The sequence below is a fragment of the Delftia sp. 60 genome, assembly GCF_002754395.1.
In the GTDB taxonomy this organism is placed as follows: Bacteria; Pseudomonadota; Gammaproteobacteria; order Burkholderiales; family Burkholderiaceae_C; genus Comamonas; species Comamonas acidovorans.
The window spans coordinates 1,746,953-1,766,201 of the sequence record NZ_PEFD01000001.1 but is presented as its reverse complement, the minus strand read 5'-3'; the positions used below and the strand labels follow the sequence as shown (position 1 = coordinate 1,766,201).

12 protein-coding genes and 3 pseudogenes are annotated in these 19,249 nt (G+C 68.8%); 2 read left to right on the top strand and 13 right to left on the bottom strand.

Annotated elements, in window-relative coordinates; all coding sequences use genetic code 11:
* Positions 1-17 precede the first annotated feature (17 nt).
* The 7 genes and pseudogenes from CLV01_RS07905 to mdlC all read right to left on the bottom strand — a co-directional run bounded on the left by CLV01_RS07905 (position 18) and on the right by mdlC (position 10,845).
* Positions 18-1,336 (bottom strand): annotated as a pseudogene (locus tag CLV01_RS07905) (TolC family protein).
* An 11-nt stretch (positions 1,337-1,347) separates the two neighbouring features.
* A pseudogene (locus tag CLV01_RS07900) lies at positions 1,348-4,520 on the bottom strand (efflux RND transporter permease subunit).
* Entirely contained in the window at positions 4,517-5,752 is a 1,236-nt protein-coding gene (locus CLV01_RS07895) for an efflux RND transporter periplasmic adaptor subunit (protein WP_099734603.1), read from the bottom strand. Before CLV01_RS07895 ends, CLV01_RS07900 begins: the two are co-directional and overlap by 4 nt.
* A gap of 447 nt (positions 5,753-6,199) precedes the next feature.
* Entirely contained in the window at positions 6,200-7,198 is a 999-nt protein-coding gene (locus tag CLV01_RS07890; RefSeq protein WP_013804051.1) for a Bug family tripartite tricarboxylate transporter substrate binding protein, read from the bottom strand.
* Between the two features lie 70 nt (positions 7,199-7,268).
* On the bottom strand, positions 7,269-8,243 hold the full coding sequence (locus CLV01_RS07885; RefSeq protein WP_099734604.1) for a Bug family tripartite tricarboxylate transporter substrate binding protein: 975 nt from the start codon (positions 8,241-8,243) through the stop codon (positions 7,269-7,271).
* A gap of 42 nt (positions 8,244-8,285) precedes the next feature.
* The gene (locus tag CLV01_RS07880; RefSeq protein WP_099734605.1) at positions 8,286-9,224 is read right to left on the bottom strand and encodes a ketopantoate reductase family protein; all 939 of its coding nucleotides are present in this window, start codon (positions 9,222-9,224) and stop codon (positions 8,286-8,288) included.
* 28 nt (positions 9,225-9,252) lie between these two features.
* On the bottom strand, positions 9,253-10,845 hold the full coding sequence (gene mdlC / locus CLV01_RS07875; RefSeq protein WP_218968203.1) for a benzoylformate decarboxylase: 1,593 nt from the start codon (positions 10,843-10,845) through the stop codon (positions 9,253-9,255).
* A gap of 184 nt (positions 10,846-11,029) precedes the next feature.
* On the opposite strand from mdlC, the gene CLV01_RS07870 reads away from it, so the two are divergent.
* Both CLV01_RS07870 and CLV01_RS07865 read left to right on the top strand, forming a co-directional pair.
* A complete protein-coding gene (locus CLV01_RS07870) occupies positions 11,030-11,959 on the top strand; it encodes a LysR family transcriptional regulator (protein ID WP_016453174.1) in 930 nt (309 codons plus the stop codon).
* Positions 11,960-12,116: 157 nt separating this feature from the next.
* Positions 12,117-12,899 (top strand): 3-hydroxybutyrate dehydrogenase, encoded by a 783-nt coding sequence (locus CLV01_RS07865; RefSeq protein WP_012203473.1) that lies wholly within the window; start codon positions 12,117-12,119, stop codon positions 12,897-12,899.
* Between the two features lie 16 nt (positions 12,900-12,915).
* On the opposite strand, the gene CLV01_RS07860 is transcribed toward CLV01_RS07865, so the two are convergent.
* From CLV01_RS07860 to CLV01_RS07835, 6 genes and pseudogenes are all read right to left on the bottom strand, one after another.
* Entirely contained in the window at positions 12,916-13,920 is a 1,005-nt protein-coding gene (locus CLV01_RS07860; protein WP_043824861.1) for a tripartite tricarboxylate transporter substrate-binding protein, read from the bottom strand.
* A 149-nt stretch (positions 13,921-14,069) separates the two neighbouring features.
* A complete protein-coding gene (gene nadC, locus CLV01_RS07855; RefSeq protein ID WP_016447964.1) occupies positions 14,070-14,951 on the bottom strand; it encodes a carboxylating nicotinate-nucleotide diphosphorylase in 882 nt (293 codons plus the stop codon).
* A 124-nt stretch (positions 14,952-15,075) separates the two neighbouring features.
* The gene (locus CLV01_RS07850; protein ID WP_034390572.1) at positions 15,076-16,026 is read right to left on the bottom strand and encodes an NUDIX hydrolase; all 951 of its coding nucleotides are present in this window, start codon (positions 16,024-16,026) and stop codon (positions 15,076-15,078) included.
* 198 nt (positions 16,027-16,224) lie between these two features.
* A pseudogene (locus tag CLV01_RS07845) lies at positions 16,225-17,374 on the bottom strand (PDDEXK nuclease domain-containing protein).
* 431 nt (positions 17,375-17,805) lie between these two features.
* A complete protein-coding gene (locus CLV01_RS07840; RefSeq protein ID WP_099734606.1) occupies positions 17,806-18,684 on the bottom strand; it encodes an SMI1/KNR4 family protein in 879 nt (292 codons plus the stop codon).
* A gap of 5 nt (positions 18,685-18,689) precedes the next feature.
* The gene (locus tag CLV01_RS07835) at positions 18,690-19,232 is read right to left on the bottom strand and encodes a CbrC family protein (protein WP_099734607.1); all 543 of its coding nucleotides are present in this window, start codon (positions 19,230-19,232) and stop codon (positions 18,690-18,692) included.
* Positions 19,233-19,249 lie beyond the last annotated feature (17 nt).

The following is a 19,249-nucleotide window of genomic DNA, read 5'->3' as shown; positions in this document are numbered from 1 at the left end:
GCCCTGCCCTCCCGCGATCAGAGGGCGGGTCGCCGGCCCACGCTCAGTTGGAGCTCCACCGTGGCCTTGGCCAGCTCGGTCTCTGCTTCCAGCGATCCAAGGTAGGCGTCGTCGGCCGAGCGCTGGGCGGACAGCAGCTCCAGCAGCGAAGCCTCGCCATGCCGGTAGGACAGGCGTATGCCCTCGAGCACGCGCTGCGCATCGCGCAGCACGCCGTCGCGGTAGCGCTGCACGTTCTCGCGCGCGGCGGTCAGGCGAAAACGCGCGCCGCGCACATCGGCCTCGGCCCGGTTCTGGGCCTGCTGCAGGGCCAGCATGGCCTGGGTCACGGCCGCCTCGGCCTGCACCAGATCGCCCCGGTCCAGGCGCGACAGCGGCAGCGGCACGCTGACCGAGACCGACAGCGTGCGCGAGCGCCCGCCGCCATCGAAGGGATTGCCCTGGGCATCGGTGCCGGCCGCCGTGGACGGCACGGCGGCCATGCCCACGGCCAGCGTGGGATTGACCCAGCGGTTGGCCTGGGCCAGGCCCGCGTTGTCGCGTGCATGCTCCAGCGCCGCCTGGGCGATGCGCACCTCGGCGCGCGACTGCAGCGCCTGGGCGACCAGGGCGTCGGCATCCTCCAGCCCCGAGTCTTCGGCCAATTCCATGAAGCCGCATTGCAGCGTGTCGCTGGCAAAGACTTCGGACAGGCGGCGCCCCAGCGGGACGGACAGCGCCAGCCGCGCGGTCTGCGCCTCGGCACGCGCCTGCACCACCTCGGCCTGGAAGCGGTCGCGCTCCACGCGCGACTGCAGCCATTCCACGCCGCCGATGTCGCCGGCCTTGCGCCGCAGCTCGTTGGCCTGCACCACGTCGCCCAGCGCCTTCAGCGTCTGCTGCTTGCGCTCCAGCGCCAGCGAGTCGCGGCAGGCCTGGGTGTAGTCCTGGGCGGCATCGGAGAACAGCTGGCTGCGCACGCCTTCAAGGCCGGCCTCGGACAGGCGCACCTGGCTGCGTGCGGACTGGATGCGCGCGGCGCGCTTGCCGCCCGTCTCCAGCTCCATGCTGATCTCGTAGTTGCGCGTGGTGGGCCGGGGCTGGCCGGTGCGCACCTGTTCGCGCGAAGCGCCCAGCGTGAGGCTGGGGTCGGGGCGTATGCCGGCGATGCCGATGCCGGCACGCGCGGATTCCACGCCCTGCTCCTCCGAGCGCAGCAGGGGCTGTGCTGCTCCACGGCGTTGAGGTAGTCGGAAAAGCGCAGGCCGGCGGACGGCGCCGTCTGCGCCTGGGCTGCGGCGCCAAGGCACAGCAGCACGGCCAGGGCCTGCCTGGGGAAGAAAAGGGTCGTTTGCATGGCGACTCGCATCAATGGGGTTGGCTCGTTGCGGTGTGCCGGCGGCCCTCGTCCTCGGCGGCATCCGGTTCGCCGCTCTCACCGCGTTCAGCGGCGCGGCGCTGGCGGCGCTCGGCCGCGCGGGCGGCACGGGCCTCGATCACGTAGTAGAGGTTGGGCAGCAGCAGCAGGGTCAGCAAGGTGGCGCTGAACAGGCCGCAGACCACGACGGTGGCCAGGGGCCGCTGCACGTCGCTGCCCAGGCCCGTGGCCAGCATGGCCGGCGTGAGGCCGAAGGCGGCGACGGTGGCCGTCATCAGCACGGGGCGCATGCGGCTGGAGGCGCCTTCGAGCACGGCTTCGCGCAGGCCCAGGCCGTCCTCGCGGCGCAGCCGGTTGATCTGCGAGACCATGAGCACGCCCGAGAGCACGGCCACGCCGAACAGCGCGATGAAGCCCACGGCGCTGGAGACGTTGAGCGTCATGCCGCGCAGGTGCAGGCCCGCAAAGCCGCCGATCATGGCCAGCGGCACCACGCCCAGCACCAGCAGCGGCTGGCGCAGGTTGCCGAACTCGCCGAACAGCAGCACCAGCATGATGCCCAGCGTCAGCGGCAGAATCATGAGCAGCCGCGCCTCGGCACGCTGCAGGTTCTCGAACTGGCCGCCCCACTCGATGTGCAGCTTCTGGCGGTCGTAGTCCAGGTGCTGGTCGATGGCGGTGTGCGCATCCTTGAGGAAGCCCGCCAGGTCGCGGCCGCGCACATTGAGCTTGACGAGGATGTGGCGCTCGCCGCCCTCGCGCACGATGACGCTCTGGCCCACGGTGGTGGTGATGCGCGCCACGTCGGCCAGCGGCACCTGGGCGCCGTTGGCGGCCGACAGGCGCAGCGCGCCGATGGCCTCGGGGCTGCTGCGCGTGTCGGGCGTGAAGCGCACGGCCATGTCGTAGCTGCGCTCGCCCACGTAGAGCTGGCCGATGGAGGCCCCGCCCACGCCGGTGGAGATGAGCTGCGCCACCTCGGAGGCATTGATGCCGTAGCGCGCAGCAGCCGCGCGGTCCAGCGCAATGCGCAGGTTGGGCAGCGGCGGCTCCACGTCCACGGCCACGTCGGCCGCGCCAGGCACTTTCTCCAGCACGGCCACCAGGGCATCGGCCACGCGCCGGTCCTCGGCCAGGTCCTGGCCGAAGACCTTCACCGTGAGGTCGCTGTGCGCGCCGGACAGCTTGTCCTGTACGCCGTCGATCATGGGCTGCATGAAGCCCACGGAATAACCGGGCAGCTGGTCGAAGCGCGCGGCCATCTTCGCGATCAGCTGCTGCTTGGTCAGGCCCGACTTCCATTCGCCATAGGGATGCAGGCCCACGCTGGCCTCGATGTGCGAGGGCGTCCAGTAGTCGGTGCCGTCATCGTTGCGCCCGGTCTGGGTGACGATGTAGGAGACCTCGGGGAACTCCAGCGCGGCGCTGCGCAGCGCGTCGGCCATGTCGCGCGCCTTGTCCAGCGTGATGCCGGGCGGCATCTGCACCTGCAGCCAGATGGAGCCTTCGTCCAGGTACGGCAGGAAGTCGCGGCCCATGGTGCCCGCCAGCACGCCCAGCGCCAGCAGCGATGCCGCCACGGCCCCGCCAGCCAGCGCACGCGGCCCACGGCCACGCCCAGGAAGCGGTCATAGCCCACGCCCAGCCGGTGCAGCACGGGGTTGTGGAAGATCTTGCGCGGCCTGCGGAAGGCCAGCCAGGCCAGGGCCGGCGTGAGCAGCAGGGCCACGGCCAGCGCCCCGACCAGGGCCGCGCCCACGGCGCTGGCCATGGGCGAGAACAGCTTGTACTCGATGCGCTCGAAGGCGAACAGCGGCAGGTAGGCAGCCGCGATCACGCACATGCCGAAGAAGATGGGCCGCGCCACCTGCAGCGTGGCCGTGATGGCGTCCCTGGGCGTGAGCGGCCGGTTCTGGTCGGCCTCGCGGCGCCGCAGGATGTTCTCGACCACGACCACGGCGCCATCCACCAGGATGCCGAAGTCGATGGCGCCCAGCGACAGCAGGTTGGCCGGAATCTTCGCGTGGTGCATGAAGATGAAGGCCAGCAGCAGCGCCATGGGAATGGTCAGCGCCACGATCAGCGCCGCGCGCGGGCTGCCCAGGAAGACCAGCAGCACCAGGGTGACGACGATCAGGCCTTCGGCCAGGGTCTTGCCCACGGTGTGGGTGGTGCGCTCGATCAGCGTGGTGCGGTCCAGGTAGGGCACGACCTTCACGTCGGGCGGCAGCAGCTTGCCGTTGAGCTCCTCCACGGCGGCGTGGATGCCCTCCAGCGCCTGCGAGGGGTTGGAGCCCTTGAGCAGCAGCACGATGCCCTGCAGGGTGTCGGAGTTGCCGTCCTTGCCCAGGATGCCGCGCCGCTCCACGTTGCCGTAGGTCAGCCGCCCCAGGTCCTTGACCAGCACGGGCGTGCCGCTGTCCGTGGTCTTGACGACCACGTTGCCCATGTCGTCCAGCGAGCCCAGCAGGCCCACGCCACGCACCACATAGGAGACATCGCCCCGGTCGATGACGCTGCCGCCGCCGCTGGCGTTGTTGGCATTGATGGCCTCGATCACCTGGGACAGCGCCAGCCCGTACTGCAGCAGCCGCGCGGGGTCCAGCTCCAGCATGAACTGCGTGGTCAGGCCGCCGAAGTTGGTCACGTCCACCACGGACTGGGCCTTCTTCAGGCGCGGGATCACCACCCACTGCTGCAGCTCGGACAGCTCGCGCAGGCTGCGCACCGGGCTTTCCAGCGTGTAGCGGTAGACCTCGCCCGTGGGCGAGCTGTAGGGGTCCAGCCCGGCGCGGGCGCCATAGGGCAGCGTGACCTCGTCGATGCTCTCCTTCAGGCGCTGGCGCGCCCAGTAGCCGTCCACGCCGTCCTCGAAGACCACGGTGATCAGCGACAGCGCGAACAGGCTGCGCGAGCGCAGCACGTGCATGCCGGGCGTGGCCAGCAGGGCGCGCTCCAGCGGAATGGTGATCTGCTGCTCGATCTCCTCGGCCGCAAGGCCTGGCACCTGGGTGACGATCTGCGAGGTCACGTCGGCAATGTCGGGATAGGCCTCCAGCGGCAGCTGCTTCCAGCTGAACACGCCATACAGGGCCGCGAAGCAAAAGACCAGCCAGACCACGCCGCGGCGCGAAAAGCCGATGTTGACGATGCGCTCGATCATTGCAGCAGCACTCCCCCGTTGACCACCACGCGCTCGCCGGCCGCCAGGCCCGAGAGGATCTCGGCCTGGCCGTCCTGCTGCGCGCCGACCTGCACGTCGCGCGGCTCGAAGCGCCAGCCGCCCTTGTCCACGAAGACGCGCGTGCTGACCTGGCCCTGCAGCAGGGCCGCGGCCGGCACCATCACGGCCTGGCGCGCCGGGGCGTCGAAGCCCACGCGCGCAAACATGCCGGGGCGCAGCCGCCCTTCGGGGTTGTCCACGGCCACGCGCACCTTGACGCTGCGCGTGGCGGTGTCCACCAGCTCGCCCACGTACTGCACGCGGCCCTGCAGCTGCAGGTCGGGATAGGCGGCCAGCGCGATGTGGGCCTGCTGGCCCACGTCCACATGGGCCAGGTCGCGCTCGCTGACGCTGGCGCTGAGCCAGACCTTGCGCAGGTCGGCCACGGTCATGACGGAGGCATTCACATCGTTCCAGTAGCCGCCCTGCGAGCCCGCCATCTCCACCACGCGCCCGCTGATGGGCGACTTGACCACGTAGCTGCCGCGCGAGCCTTCCTGCACGGCTGCGCCCAGCTGGGACAGATGATCGGAGGCGGCGCGCGCGTCGGCCCCCGCGGCGGCCAGCGACTGCTGCGCGGCCTCGTAGTCCTTGCGCGCGGCGATCTCGGCATCGAACAGCAGCTTCTGGCGGTCGAATTCCTGGCGCGCGTGCAGCAGCGCGGCCTGGGACTTGGCGTGCTCGGCACGCACGCTGGAGATCTCGGAGGAGTCCATGGTGATCAGCGCATCGCCGGCCTTCACCGCATCGCCCAGCTGGTGGTGCAGGCGCACCAGGCGGCCCGCCACGGGCGGCGTGATGCGGACCAGCTTTTCGGGCTCGGCCTCGATGGTGGCGGGGGCCGACAGGCGGGTCTGCAGCGGCTGCAGGGCGATCTCGGCCACCTGCAGGCGCTCGCGCAGCGGCGAGCCTTCGGGCACCACGATGAGGTTGCCTTCGCGGCGCACGGGGGCCGGCTGCGGGGCGGCGGTGGCGGGGGTTGCCACTGCAGCCTGGGTTTCGGCCGGGCCGTTGCAGGCGGCCATGGCCACGCTGATCAGCAGCCCGCCCACAGGCCAAGCGGCCGCCAGCAAGGGATGGCGCGGGTGCAGGCCATGGGGTCGGTCATGGGGTCGGCCATGTGGTTGGCCATGGGGTCGGCCTGGTCGTTCAGAAGCGAGAAAGCGGGTCATCCTGAGGTCTCCGGGCGCCACGGACCCGCGCAGACCTCTCGCCCCTTCAGGCGATCACAGGCCTCCGCCCGGGTCCGGGCAGATCAAGAAATGGAAGAAGGGAAAGACGGAAAGGGACGGCGCGGCAGCGCCTGGCAGGATCGGGATCGGAATCAGGATCGGGGTCCATGGGGTACTCCTTTGCGTGTGGGTGGCGCAGTCCCCGTGCAGGCCGGGAGTCCTGTTTGCTGCAGTGCAATATGTGCCCGGAATTATCAAAGGCGAAAGTGCCAGCGGCCAGCCTTTGTTGGGAAGGCTGGCCTGTTCATTGGTGGATGCGGGATATACCTTCGTATAGAAGATGGCCGGCACAAGGCCCCTCGGCCTGGCCCGGCCCGGCCCGGACCGGAAAGCAAAAAGCCGCCAGCGCGGAGCGGGCGGCTTGCGGACGATGGCCTGCAGGAAAGCTCAGTCCACTTTCAGGCCGATGGCTTTCACCAGTTCGCCAAAGCGCTCGCGCTCGGTGGCGTGGTGGTCGATGAAGGCCTTGCGGCTCAGCGGCGCGGGCGTGGCGCCCAGGGTGAGGATGACGTCGTTGACGTTCTTTTGCTCCAGCGCCTTGGCCACGGCAGTGCGAACGGCCTCGATCACCGATTCGGGCGTGCCCGTGGGCGCGTAGATGCCGAACAGCGTGTCCGCATCAAAGCCCGGCAGGCCGCTTTCGGCCAGCGTGGGCACGTTGGGGTACTGCGGCGAGCGGTGCGGGCTGCCGATGGCCAGCAGGCGCAGCTTGCCCGCCTCGACCTGCTTGAGGCCCGGACCCGGGTCGAACCAGAACTGCAGCTGCCCGCTGAGCACGTCGCTGAGCGCCGGGCCCGCGCCCTTGTAGGGGGCGTGCACGGCATCGACACCGGCCATGCGCTTGAACATCTCGCCGGCCAGGTGCGGCGAGCTGCCCTGGCCCGGCGAGCCGTAGGACAGCTTGCCGGGGTTGGCCTTCAGGTGCTTGATGAACTCGGCCACGTTGGTGGCGGGCACGGCGGGATTGGTCTCCAGGAACACATGCACGCGCGCCACGGCAGCCACGGGCGTCAAATCCTTTTCGGGATTGAAGGCCAGCTTGCTGTAGATCATCGGGTTGATGGTGATGGCCCCGCCCGAGCTGAGCAGCAGCGTGTAGCCATCCTTGGGCGCGCGCACGGTCTCGCTGATGCCGATGTTGCCGCCCGCACCGGGCTTGTTGTCCACCACCACCGACTGGCCCAGCACCTGGGACATGGTGGGCGTGATGGCCCGCGCCAGCACATCAGCCGCGCCGCCGGGCGCGAAGTTCACCACCAGGCGCACGGGGCGCTCTGGCCATTTGTCGCCGGCCTTCTGCGCCAGCGCAGGGACCGAGGCCGTCGCGCCCAGCAGGGCCAGCAGGCCCAGGCGGCGCCAGCGGCTGAAGGGGGTTGTCTTGTGCATGAGCTATGTCTCCTTGGGTTATGAGTTCTTGAAAACGGTGAGGGCGCCTGAAGCAGCAGCGGCGCTACGGTCAATCCAGCCGTATGCCCGCCGACTCGATGACCTGGCCCCAGCGCCGGCTTTCGCTGCGCCAGTAGTCACGCATCTGCGCAGGCGTGCCGGGCAGCGGCTCCAGCGACAGCGCCTCGAAACGCGCCAGCACGGCAGGCGAGCGCAGCGCCTGCTGCAGCGCCACGGACCAGGCCTGTACGGTGGCGTCGTCCGTGCCTGCGGGTGCCACCAGGCCCTGCCATGCATGGGCCTCGAAGTCCTTCACGCCCTGCTCGGCCAGCGTGGGCACAGACGGGTGGCTCTTGAGCCGCTCGGCGCTGGCCACGCCGATGACGCGCAGCTTGCCGGCCGCAATGTGCTGGGCCGCCGCCGCACTGTCGGCCAGCATGAAGGGGATCTGGCCGCCGATCACATCGATCAGGGCCGGCCCCGCGCCGCGATAGGGCACATGGGACATCTTCAGGCCCAGGCGCTGCGACAGCAGTTCGGTGGCCAGGTGGTGGGGCGTGCCCAGGCCCGGGCTGCCGTAGCTGACGGGGCCTGGCTGGGCCTTCACCCACTGCGTGAACTCCTGCAGGTTGTGCACCGGCAGCTGGTTGCCGACCACGAGGAACAGCGGAAATCGCGCCAGCAGGCCGATGGGCACGAAGTCCTTCTCGGCGTTGTAGGCCAGCTTGCGAAACAGGTGGGGATTGGCCGCCAGCGTGGCGAAGTCGGCCGTGAAGACCAGGCTGCCCAGCTCGCGCGTGCGCGCCGCGTATTCGGCGGCGATGTTGGTGCCGGCCCCGGGCTTGTTCATGACGACCACGGTGCGGCCCAGGGCCTTGCCAAAGGACTCGCCCACGGTGCGCGCCACGGCGTCCGAGCCGCCGCCTGCGGCAAAGCCCACCACCCATTCGACGGGCTTGCCGGTCTGGGCGCGTGCCGCGCCCATGCCCAGCAGGGGCGGGGCGCCTATGGCCAGTGCGGCCTTGAGTGCTTGTCTGCGCAGCATCTTGTCTCCTTCTTGTAGTGGCTCGTTTTGCCTTGAGCGCGTTCAGCGCGGTGCGACGGCGCCCGCGTTCTCCGACAGGCTGACCAGTGCGTGCAGCGTGCGCGTCACGGGCACGGCAATGCCCAGGCGGTCGGCCACCTGCAGCACGGCGCCGTGGATGGCGCCCGTCTCGGTGGCACGGCCGGCCAGCAGGTCCTGCAGCATCGAGGGCTGGTGGCCCCGGTGGTGGTCCAGCGCATCGCGCACCGCCGCGCCCACGCGCTCGGCGCTGGCGGCGACGCCATGGGCATGGGCGACGGACAGCACCTCGTCCAGCACGCGCTGCAGCAGGGCCTCGCCCTGCGGATTGGCCAGTCCGTCCACGGTCTGGCGCGTCACGGCGCACACGCCGTTGAAGGCGGCATTGAAGGCCAGCTTCTCCCAGATGGCTTCCTGCACCTGCGGGTCGATGCTGCAATGCATGCCTGCGCGGTTGAGGTCTTCCGCCAGCAGGTCGAAGACCGCGCTGCGCTGGCCGTTGCAGGGCATGAAGCGGATACCGCCCTGCCCCATGGAGCTGACCTCGCCCGGCGACATCACGCGCGCAGGCCAGGTGGTCACGCCCACGGCGATGCGTTCGAGCGGCACCATTTCACGCAACACATCGGCATGGCCTATGCCGTTTTGCAGGCTCAGGAAGTGCGTGTCCGGCCCGATGAGATGGGCAATGCCCTGCAGTGCAGCGCGCGTGTGGGCCGACTTGGTGAAGACCAGCCACAGCGCGGGCCCGGCCGTGAGCTGCTCGGCCCGCGCCGCATGCACGCGGGCCTTGAGCAGCCCCTCATCGGTGTGGCAGCGCGCGCCTTCGCGGTTCAGGGCCTGCAGCAGCTCGTCGTTCACGTCGACCAGGGTCACGTCCAGGCCGATGCGGGCCAGCCGCGCCCCGAACAGGGTGCCCATGGCGCCTGCGCCGAGGATGCCTATGCTTCTTGTGTTTTCCATTGCCGTGTCTCCTGCAGGGGGCTTCGCCTCAGGCGACTTCGACCTCGACCACGATGGGCTTGGGATGGGCCAGCGCGCGCTCCAGCACATCGGCCAGCTCGGCCGCGTTCTCCACATGCACGCCGTCGCAGCCCTGGCCACGGGCCAGCGCCACGAAGTCGATGTCGGGCAGTTCCGTGCCCTCGACCTTCTCGCCCTCGCGGTAGCCGAAGACATGGGCGAAGTCCTGCAGCGCTGCGTAGCGGCGGTTCTTGAGGATCACGAAGCTGATGGGCAGGCGCAGCTGGGCTGCGCTCCAGAGGGCCTGGATCGCATACATGGCCGAGCCGTCGCCGATGACGGCGACCACCTTGGCCTCGGGCTGCGCCAGCGCCACGCCCACGGCGGCCGGCATGCTGTGGCCCAGGCCGCCGCTGCACATGGTGTAGAAGGTGCCCGAGTGGAAGATGGGCAGGTAGGTCTGGATGGTGGAGCGCGAGCTGGGCGCCTCTTCCACCACGATGCTGTGGCGGTCGCGCACCTGGGCCAGCGTGTGCATGGCAAAGGCCACCGACATGCGCTCGCCTGCGGCGGGCGCGGCCGGCACGGGCGCTGCGGGCCGGGGTGCGGGCGCCTGGCGCGGGGCGGGTGCGGGGCGCTGCAGCAGCTCCTCCACGCCCATGCGCACATTGCCCACGGCAGCCGTGCCCACGGGGGCCCAGGCGGCAATGGCCGGGTCTTCGATCAGTTGGTAGAGCGCCGTGCCTTCGGGGATGTGCGGGCCCTCGCCTTCCACGTGGTAGGTGAAGGCGGCCGCGCCCACGGCGAAGACCACGTCATGGCCGGACAGCAGTTGCACGATGCGCTCACGCATGGCGGGCAGGAAGCCGGCGAACAGGGGATGGTCCTCGGGGAAGCTGCAGCGCCCGCTCATGGGGGCCACGAAGACGCGGGCCTGGTGGCGCTCGGCCAGCGCGACCACGGCATCCCAGCCCTGGGCCCGGTCCACGGCCGCGCCCACGACCAGGGCCGGGGCACGCGCGGCGTCCAGCGCCTGGCCTATGAGGTCCAGCGTGCGCGGATCGGGCCGCGTCTCGAAGCCCACATGGCGCAGCGTGACGGGCTCGGCCGGCTTGTCCCAGTCATCGGCGGGAATGGAGACCAGCACGGGGCCGCGCGGCTCCTGCATGGCGATGTAGTAGGCGCGCGCCAGCGCCTGGGGCACGTCTTCGGCGCGCGCGGGCTCGCAGCTCCACTTCACATAGGGCTTGGGCAGCTCGGCGGCCTGGTTGGAGTGCAGGAAGGGGTCGAACTGCAGCAGCGAGCGCGCCTGCTGGCCCGCCGTGATCACCAGGGGCGTGCGGTTCTTGAAGGCCGTGAAGATGTTGGCCATGGCGTGGCCCACGCCCGCAGCCGAATGCAGGTTCACGAAGCTGGCATTGCGCGTGGCCTGGGCGTGGCCGTCGGCCATGCCCACGACGACGGTTTCCTGCAGGCCCAGCACATAGGAGAAGTCTTCGGGGTAGTCGCGGAACAGCGGCAGCTCGGTCGAGCCCGGGTTGCCGAAGATGCGCGTCATGCCCAGCTCGCGCAGCATGGCGATCACGGCATGGCGCACGGTGTAGGTCGCGGTGGAGGTCACGGTGGAAGGGGATGCCTCGGCGGGCTGGCTGCGCGGTGTGGTGGGTGCTTGCAAGATAGGGTCTCCTGGGGAATGGGCCGGCCGCCCGGTGCGTGCCGCGCGGTGGCCATGGAAGTCGGTGCCCATGGTGCAGGTGCTTATGATTTCCAGCAATTGAATAAACTATCTAAGAGATATTCACCAAATGGATATCAAGAACCTGGACCTCAACCTGCTGCGCGTCTTTGACGCCGTGTACCGCCACTGCAGCGTCAGCCGCGCGGCCGAGGAGCTGGGCATGTCCCAGCCCGCCGCCAGCCAGGCCGTGACGCGGCTGCGCCTGCTGCTGGGCAATCCGCTGTTCGAGCGCGCGCACGCAGGCGTGCGCCCCACGCCGCGTGCCGAGCGCCTGGCGCTGGCCGTGCGCCAGGCGCTGGAGGTGCTCGAAGTCGCCATGTCCGAGGCCCAGAGCTTCGAGCCACTGCAGGCGCGCCAGCGCTTTCGCATCCACCTGAGCGACATCGGCGAGGCGCGCTTTCTGCCGCCGCTGATGCAGGCGCTGCACCAGCGCGCCCCGCATGTGCAGCTGGAGACCCTGCCCATGCCGCTGGACGGCATTGCCGATGCGCTGGACCGGGGCACGCTGGACATCGCCATCGGCTTTCTGCCGGGTGGCACGCGGACCCGGCAGACCGTGCTGCTGTCCGACCACTACGGCGTGCTGCTGCGCAGCGGCCACCCCGCGCTGGCGCACCTGCCCGAAGACGCGCCACTGGCGCTGGCCACGCTGCGCCAGCTGGATTTCGCGGCAGTGCGCTCGCATTCGGAGACGCTGCGCATACTGCAGGCGCTGCGGCTCGATGAGCGCATCCGCCTGTCGGCCGCACACTTCATGGCCGTGCCCTCCATCGTGGGCAAGACCGACCTGGCGGTGATCATGCCGGCCGAGATCGCGGCCGGCTTTGTCGAGCGCGGCGGCTATGCGGTGCGCGATGCCGACCTGCCCGATCACCGCTTCGACGTGTCGCTGCACTGGAGCTGGCGCTTCGAGCAGGAACCGGCCAAGCGCTGGCTGCGCGAACTGGTCTGCGAGCTGTTCCAGCAGCCCCGGCACCGCGAGGCCGCCGCGCCCTGAAGGGCCGGCCGTCACGGGCATGACTTGCGGGCCTGCCGACTCAGTTTCGTCTAAGAAACCGGCGCCAGACTGGTCCCTGCGCCGACAAGGGCACGCGGCCGGCCGCGCCAAAGATGGACACCGGCCTGTTTCATCCACTCTCCAGGAAAGACTCACCATGCAACTCAAGGACAAGGTCGCCTTCATCACCGGCTCGGCCAGCGGCATCGGCAAGGAGATCGCCACGCTGTTCGCCAGCGAGGGCGCGCGCATCGTCATTGCCGACCTCAACAAGGAGGCGGCCGATGCCACGGCGGCCGAGCTGCGCGCCACGGGAGCGCAGGCCATGGGCGTGGCCGTGGACGTGACCGACGAGGCCCAGGTCAACGCCTCGGTCGAGGAGGCCGCCCGGGCCTTCGGCGGCATCGACATCCTGGTCAGCAATGCCGGGATACAGATCGTGCATCCGGTGGAGGAATTCAGCTTTGCCGACTGGAAGAAGATGCTGGCCATCCACCTGGACGGCGCCTTCCTCACCACGCGCGCCTGCCTCAAGCACATGTATGCGCAGGGCCGCGGCGGCAGCGTGATCTACATGGGATCGGTGCACTCCAAGGAGGCCTCGCTGCTCAAGGCGCCCTATGTCACGGCCAAGCACGGCCTGATCGGGCTTGCCAAGACCGTGGCCAAGGAAGGCGCCAAGCACGGCGTGCGCGCCAATGTGATCTGCCCGGGCTTCGTGCGCACGCCGCTGGTGGACAAGCAGATTCCCGAGCAGGCCCGCACGCTGGGCATCAGCGAGGACGAGGTCATCAAGAACGTGATGCTCAAGGAAACCGTGGACGGCGAGTTCACCACCACCGAGGACGTGGCCCGCGTGGCCCTGCTCTTCGCGGGCTTTCCCAGCAATGCGCTGACCGGCCAGTCGCTGGTGGTCAGCCACGGCTGGTTCATGCAGTAAGTCGCCAGTCGGCCACTCAATCGGCCTTCAGGCCCAGCGCACGCGTCACGGCCGCATAGCGGTCGATGTCGGCCGCGATCAGCGCCTGGAATTGGCCCGGTGTCTGCCGCGCCAGGGTGTAGCCCTGGTCGCGCAAGCCAGCGCTGACGGCGGGATCGGCCAGCGCCTGCTCCAGCGTGTCATGCAATGCCTGCACCGTGGCCCGGGGCGTGGCGGCAGGTGCCAGCAGGCCATGCCACTGCTCCACCGCAAAGCCCGGCAGGCCGCGCTCGGCCACCGTGGGAACGCCGGCCAGCTGCGGCAGCCGCTGCGGCGCCGTGACGGCCAGGGCGCGCACGCGGCCTGCAGCGATCATGGCCGCAGCACTGCTGGCCGTGACCATGCCCGCCGCCACCTGGCCTGCCGCCACGGCCGTGATGGCCGGGCCGCAGCCCTTGTAGGGCACATGCTGCACAAAGCGCTTCGCCTCCCGGGCCAGCATCTCGCCGGCCAGGTGCTGGGGCGTGCCATTGCCGCAGGAGGCGAACAGCAGCGGCCGTTCCTGGCGCGCCTGGGCCAGCGCATCCTCCAGCGTCTGCAGCGCGCTGTCCGCAGGCACGACCAGCACCGAGGCGATGGAGCCCGCGTTGAATACCGCCGTGAAGTCCTTGCGCGGGTCGAAATCCAGGCGTTCGTAGACACCGGGGTTGATGGCGAACGAGCTGTTGGCCATCAGCAAGGTGCTGCCGTCCGCTGCGGCCTGGGCCACGGCATGGGCGCCGATGTTGCCGCTGGCGCCGGGCCGGTTCTCCACCACCACGGGCTGGCCCAGGCGCTGCTGCAGCTGCTCGCCCAGGCGCCGCGCCAGCAGGTCCGTGCCGCCGCCCGGCGGAAAGGTCACGACGATGGTGATGGGCCGCTCCAGGCGCGTGCCGGCCTTGCCCGGCGCCGCCAGCCACAGCCCCGATGCGCCAGCCAGCAGCGCGCAGGCCGCCAGCGTCCAGAGTCTCCGTCGCTTCAAGGTACGCCCTTCAAAAAACATGGCAACTGCTCCACTGGGCTAGGTGCAAAAAACCGGCGCAGCCCAACTCAGGGACACCGAGCAAGGGCCGCCCCGCAGCCAGGGTGTCGTTCCCCTCCCGCGCAGCGAGAGAGGGGGAAGCCGCGCAGCGGCTCAGGGGGTGCCTCATTTCAGGTGTCGAGGCCGATGTCGAGAACCCGGGCGCTGTGCGTGATCCAGCCCACGGCGATCTGGTCCACGCCGGTCTCGGCCACGGCGCGCGCCGTCTCGGGCGTGATGCGGCCCGAGGCTTCGGTCACCGCGCGGCCGCGTGCCATGGAGACGGCCGTGCGCAGCGTGTCCAGGTCCATGTTGTCCAGCAGCACCACTTCCACGCCCAGGGACAGCGCCACCTCCAGCTGCTCCAGCGTGTCCACCTCCAGCTGGATCTGCACCATGTGGCCCACGCCTGCGCGCGCCCGGGCCAGGGCCTCGGCCACGCCGCCGGCCAGCGCGATGTGGTTGTCCTTGATCAGCACGGCATCGTCCAGGCCGAAGCGGTGGTTGCTGCCGCCGCCCACGCGCACCGCGTACTTCTGCAGCGCACGCAGGCCCGGCATGGTCTTGCGCGTGCAGGTCACGCGTGCGCCCGTGTCGGCGATGGCCCGCGCGATCGATGCCGTGGCCGTGGCCACGCCGCTCAGGTGGCACAGGTAGTTGAGCGCCACGCGCTCGGCGGTGAGGATGGCGCGCGCGCTGCCGTGGATGCGCGCGATCTCCTGGCCGGGCGCCAGTTCGCTGCCATCGCGCAGCACCGGCTCGAAACGCGACTGCGCATCCAGCGCACGGAACGCCAGCCGCGCCATGTCCAGCCCGGCCAGCACGCCCTCCTGGCGCGCCACCAGGCGCAGTTCGGCCTGTGCGTCCGCAGGGACGATGGCATCCGTGGTCAGGTCGCCCGCGCGGCCAAGGTCTTCCAGCAGGGCCGAGCGCACCAGCGGCTCCAGCATCAGGTCGGGCAGCGGCGGTACCGGCAGGCGGGCACTGAGGGCATTGGCAATATTAATGCTCATTTTGAGTATATGTAGGTCAAAAAAATGTGGCGCGCGGCCTTGCGGGCTTGAGCGAGGAACTTATGCTAGATACGAGCATAAGTGCTGTCAAGCCATTGTCACAATCGGGCAAGTGCCGTGCGGCTCAGGGAGAACCGTCGATGCCCTTGGCCAGGGGCAGCTTGCTGCCGGAGATGGCCCGCTCCAGCAGCACATCGCTGCGAAAGCGGAACAGCTTGGCGGGCCGGCCCGCCGAGCCCACCGTGAGCTGGCCGGTCTCCTCGACCAGATCCTGCTGCTCGATCAGGCGGCGGAAGTTCTGCTTGTGCAGCCCGCGCCCGGCCAGGGCCTCCACCGTCTGCTGCAGCTGCAGCAGCGTGAACTCGGGCGGCATCAGCTCGAACACCACGGGCCGGTACTTGATCTTGGCGCGCAGCCGCGCCATGCCCGTGGCCAGGATGCGGCGGTGGTCGTGGTGCATGGCCTCGCCAGGCAGCATGGCGGCCGCGCCATGGACGCGGTGGGCCGCCTCCTGCACCAGCCCGGCCTCATACAGCAGCTCGTAGCGCTGCAGCACCATGTCCTCGTTCCAGGGCCCGCCGTCCAGGCCGAAGGCGATGTCCGCGCGCTGGCGCCGCAGCGCACGCTGGGCGCCGCGCGCCTCGGCCATCCAGGCATGCAGGCGCGGAGCGATGTGCGAGCGCAGCAGGGCCGGCTCGCCACTGCGCCAGTCTTCCCAGGGAAAGTAGCGGTACCAGTCCTGCCAGACGGCCTGCCCCGCACTGCGGTCCGCGGATTCGCGCGTCAGCCCCAGATAGCTGACCGAGATCACGCGCGCCCCGCTGGCATCGGTGCGATCGCCATCGGCAAAGGTGTAGAGCTGCTCCATGTAGCCCAGCGGGTGATGGGTCTGCTCCTCCACCCAGGCGCGCAGGCCGGCCTGCAGCGAGCGATGCCCCACCTCGAACGGCCCCGCCGGCAGCAACTGCCCGTCCGCCGTGGTCAGCACGCGCGGTGTGCCCTGGGTCACCGCCGCCAGCACGGCAACGAGTTCGGCATGGATGGGAGAGGCTGCGGGACTGGTGGGGTGGGGCACGAAGGTGAGGGAGGTCGGTTGGCGGGATGGGTGATTATGGTGGGTTGCAGGGGCAGCTTCGAGCCCGGCACAGCAGACCGCCACGGGCTATCAGACGGTCAAATTCAACCTGTTGAGCACTGGCGTGTTTTTCTATCGCATGACTACCCGCGGCGTTCGAGCTGTCGCAGGTGCTTTTCCAGCAGTTCGGCGGTGTGCTCATTCATGCCCGCCTCCCAGCTCGCGCTCGATCTGTTCGATGCTGGGCAGGCTGCTTTGCAGGGTTTCCGGCAAGGCACGGGTGAGCTCGAAACCGGAAACGCCGATGGGCTTGTCCACGCCGCGCAGCGCATATTCGGCCAGCACGTGATTGGGTTTCTGGCACAGGATCAAACCGATGGTGGGTTGGTCGGTTGCGTGTCGCAACCTGTCGTCCACAACGTTGCAGTAGAAGTTCATCTTGCCCGCGTATTCAGGCTTGAAATCGCCCCGCTTGAGGTCGATGACCACGTAGCAACGCAGCTTGAGATGCGTAGAACAGCAGGTCTATGTAGAAATCGTCTCCGCCAAGGTCCAGGTGATATTGGCGCCCCACAAAGGCGAAGCCCTGGCCCAGCTCCAGGAGAAATTTTTCCAGATGGGTGATCAGACCGGTTTCCAACTCACGCTCATGGAAACCTGATTCCAGCGTCAGGAAGTCGAACAGGTAAGGGTCCTTGAGCGTTTGCTGTACCAGGTCGGAATCCGGCGGAGGCAGGCGCAAGGCGAAGTTGCTGGCAGCTCTGCCTTGTCGCAGGTGCGCGGCTGTTTCGATCTGCATCAGCAGGACACTTCGGCTCCAACCGTTTTCGATGGCTGCGCACATGTACCAATGGCGTGCGCCCGGCTCCTTGACCTTGGCGATCAGCTCGGCATGGTGGCCCCACGGCAGGGACAGCAGAACATCAGCAGCAAACACCTGTGCGCCATCTGCCGCCACCCCCGGTGTCTGGCGGCTTTGTGCCACAGCCTGTGGCACTTTTTCGCTGGGGGCAAGTTGTGCCACGGCCTGTGGCACTTTCTCTGTGCTCCCGGCTGTGGCAGCCAGAGAGGGATACTCGCGATAAAAAGCCAGCATGCGCTTGATGTTGCGCTCGGAAAAACCTTTTTCCTCCGGCAGTTCGTTGTGCAGATCCTTGGCCAGCCGAGGGATGACTGCGGCACCCCAGCCTTCCCGCTTCTGGCGCTGGTCGATGAGTGCCCCGATATCCCAATACAGGCGGATCAATTCGGCATTGACCGCCAGCATGGCCCACGTCTGGGCACGGCGGACACGCTGCTTGATATCGGCCAGCAGCGCCGGGTAGTCGGCAGGCAGGTGGGTGCTCATATTGCGCCCCCGCTGGTGGCCCTGAGTGCGTCCGGAGGGAATTCTTCGCGCACCTCGGTCCGGGCGTCCCATCCAGCCTTTTCCATAGCCTGCGTGATGAGCTTGGTACAGATATCGCGTTCGCCAAGCGCCTGCTTATCCATAGGACGTGATTCCTTTCTTGCTGGCGTTACCTTGCTCGGGCCTGTCTTTTCACCCTGTCGGGTGACGACGGGTCATCTTACGGCGCTCGCTCCGAAACAGCCTGGGCCTCTGCCAAGCAATCCAACACGATCGGAAGCTCAATGGCCAGGCACCCCGCGGGACATCTGCATTGCATTCCCGCAGAAGAGTTCGGCACGGATGGGAGGGGCTGCGGAACTGGAGGGTGGAGGCGGTCGGTTGGCGGGATGGATGACTATGGTGGGTTGAAGGCGCCGGTCTGCCCCCGGTCAGGCGCGCGCGTTCACACTGCCGCCGATGTACTGGTCCACCATGGCCTTGGCCTGTCCCAGGCTGCAGCCATGCTCGCTCTGGCAGGCCCTGATGGCCGCCATCTTCTGCAGGGGATCGGCGGCAAGGGTACGCCAGTCGATCTTTGCGGGCTCTGGCGCAGGGCCGTGCCGCGCGTCTCCCTCCTCCACCGAACGCACTTCCCAGCGCGCCACGACGGGAAAGGAAAGGTCCACGGCGGGCAGCCGGTCCAGTTCGGCCGCCAGTTCATCTTGTGAAATCAATGAAGCCACCTGGCGAACACGCGCCCGGGGCCCGTCGCGCCAAGGCCTGATCTCCAAGGGACGCCGGCAGAAATCCTGCAGATAGTCACCCAACTCCTGCGTCATGAAGCGCGCGGCCTGCGCGACATCGGCCCGCAACAGTTGCAAGGCCTCCGACTGCGAGAAGTCATCCAGCTGATCGCTCAGGTCCGCAAAGGCCTGCAGAAATCCCGCGCAGACAAAGTCATCGAAGCAGGCGTGCGAAAGACTGCTGGCCTCGTCATCGTGCAACACCAGCGCCACGCCCACGCCATGCGTGTCCAGCGGCGTCAGGCACCAGGCATCGCCGGCGCCCGACTGGGCGAATGGCAGAAAGCTCCGGCCGTTCTGTGCGCCAGGATGAAGCCAGCCCTCGATGATTTCCCGGCTGGCTTCGGCGTCTATCCATTCGAAGTCCTGCCAACTCATGAACAAGGGCGGGTCCTGCAGGCAGCGCTGGCGCCAGGTGGCGGCCCAATCCGGACCGTAGACGGTCTTTCCCGATGCCAGGAGGTCGCTCAACAGCGGCGGAAGCGCAATGCCGGTCTGGATGGAGAGGTCGGCGTAGGTGGTCATTGGATTCATCCCACGTCCATATGCAGCCGATGCCGGCCGCAATGCACGCACTGGAAAAGGCAGCCGGAAATCATGCCGTCCGTGGACATGCGCTCCAGCATCCACTGCGCATCGTTCCTGTAGCTGCCTTCGATGTCGGGCAGGACTTCTGCGAGGAAAGGCTCGACGGCCTGCCTGTCGGCGTGACCCAGGAAGACACAGGGTGCGTTGCAGTGCGTGAGCCACACAGGCTGCTGCCAGGCCCTGTAGCCGGGCGTGCGCTGCGCGATCTCCAGCAGCAGTTCCCTGGCGATGGTGGGCTCGGGGTCTGCCGGATCAGGCGACACGCCTTCGATATCGGTATATCCCACAAGTTCGCCGTCGTATGTCTCGCAAGCCTGCCCGCTGGCAATGCACCAGGGACACAGGTAGTCGGGGCTTTGCTGGCTGTAGAACGGGCCTTCGTACCTGAGGCTGCGGTTTTGTCCGCAGCAGGAACACACACCCTCTTCTTGCTCGAAGACGGTTTCATAGGCACCGGGATGGAATCTGAAATGCGGGCGGTCCATTTCAAGGTCTCTCTTTC

Bases quoted from the DNA above. Each gene is read 5' to 3' on its own strand.
- CLV01_RS07865 (WP_012203473.1), top strand. From the start codon at position 12,117: ATGCAACTCAAGGACAAGGTCGCCTTCATCACCGGCTCGGCCAGCGGC.
- nadC (WP_016447964.1), bottom strand. From the start codon at position 14,951: ATGAGCATTAATATTGCCAATGCCCTCAGTGCCCGCCTGCCGGTACCG.
- CLV01_RS07840 (WP_099734606.1), bottom strand. From the start codon at position 18,684: ATGACCACCTACGCCGACCTCTCCATCCAGACCGGCATTGCGCTTCCG.
- CLV01_RS07880 (WP_099734605.1), bottom strand. From the start codon at position 9,224: ATGGAAAACACAAGAAGCATAGGCATCCTCGGCGCAGGCGCCATGGGC.
- CLV01_RS07890 (WP_013804051.1), bottom strand. From the start codon at position 7,198: ATGCACAAGACAACCCCCTTCAGCCGCTGGCGCCGCCTGGGCCTGCTG.
- CLV01_RS07870 (WP_016453174.1), top strand. From the start codon at position 11,030: ATGGATATCAAGAACCTGGACCTCAACCTGCTGCGCGTCTTTGACGCC.
- CLV01_RS07885 (WP_099734604.1), bottom strand. From the start codon at position 8,243: ATGCTGCGCAGACAAGCACTCAAGGCCGCACTGGCCATAGGCGCCCCG.
- CLV01_RS07895 (WP_099734603.1), bottom strand. From the start codon at position 5,752: ATGACCCGCTTTCTCGCTTCTGAACGACCAGGCCGACCCCATGGCCAA.
- CLV01_RS07835 (WP_099734607.1), bottom strand. From the start codon at position 19,232: ATGGACCGCCCGCATTTCAGATTCCATCCCGGTGCCTATGAAACCGTC.
- CLV01_RS07860 (WP_043824861.1), bottom strand. From the start codon at position 13,920: ATGTTTTTTGAAGGGCGTACCTTGAAGCGACGGAGACTCTGGACGCTG.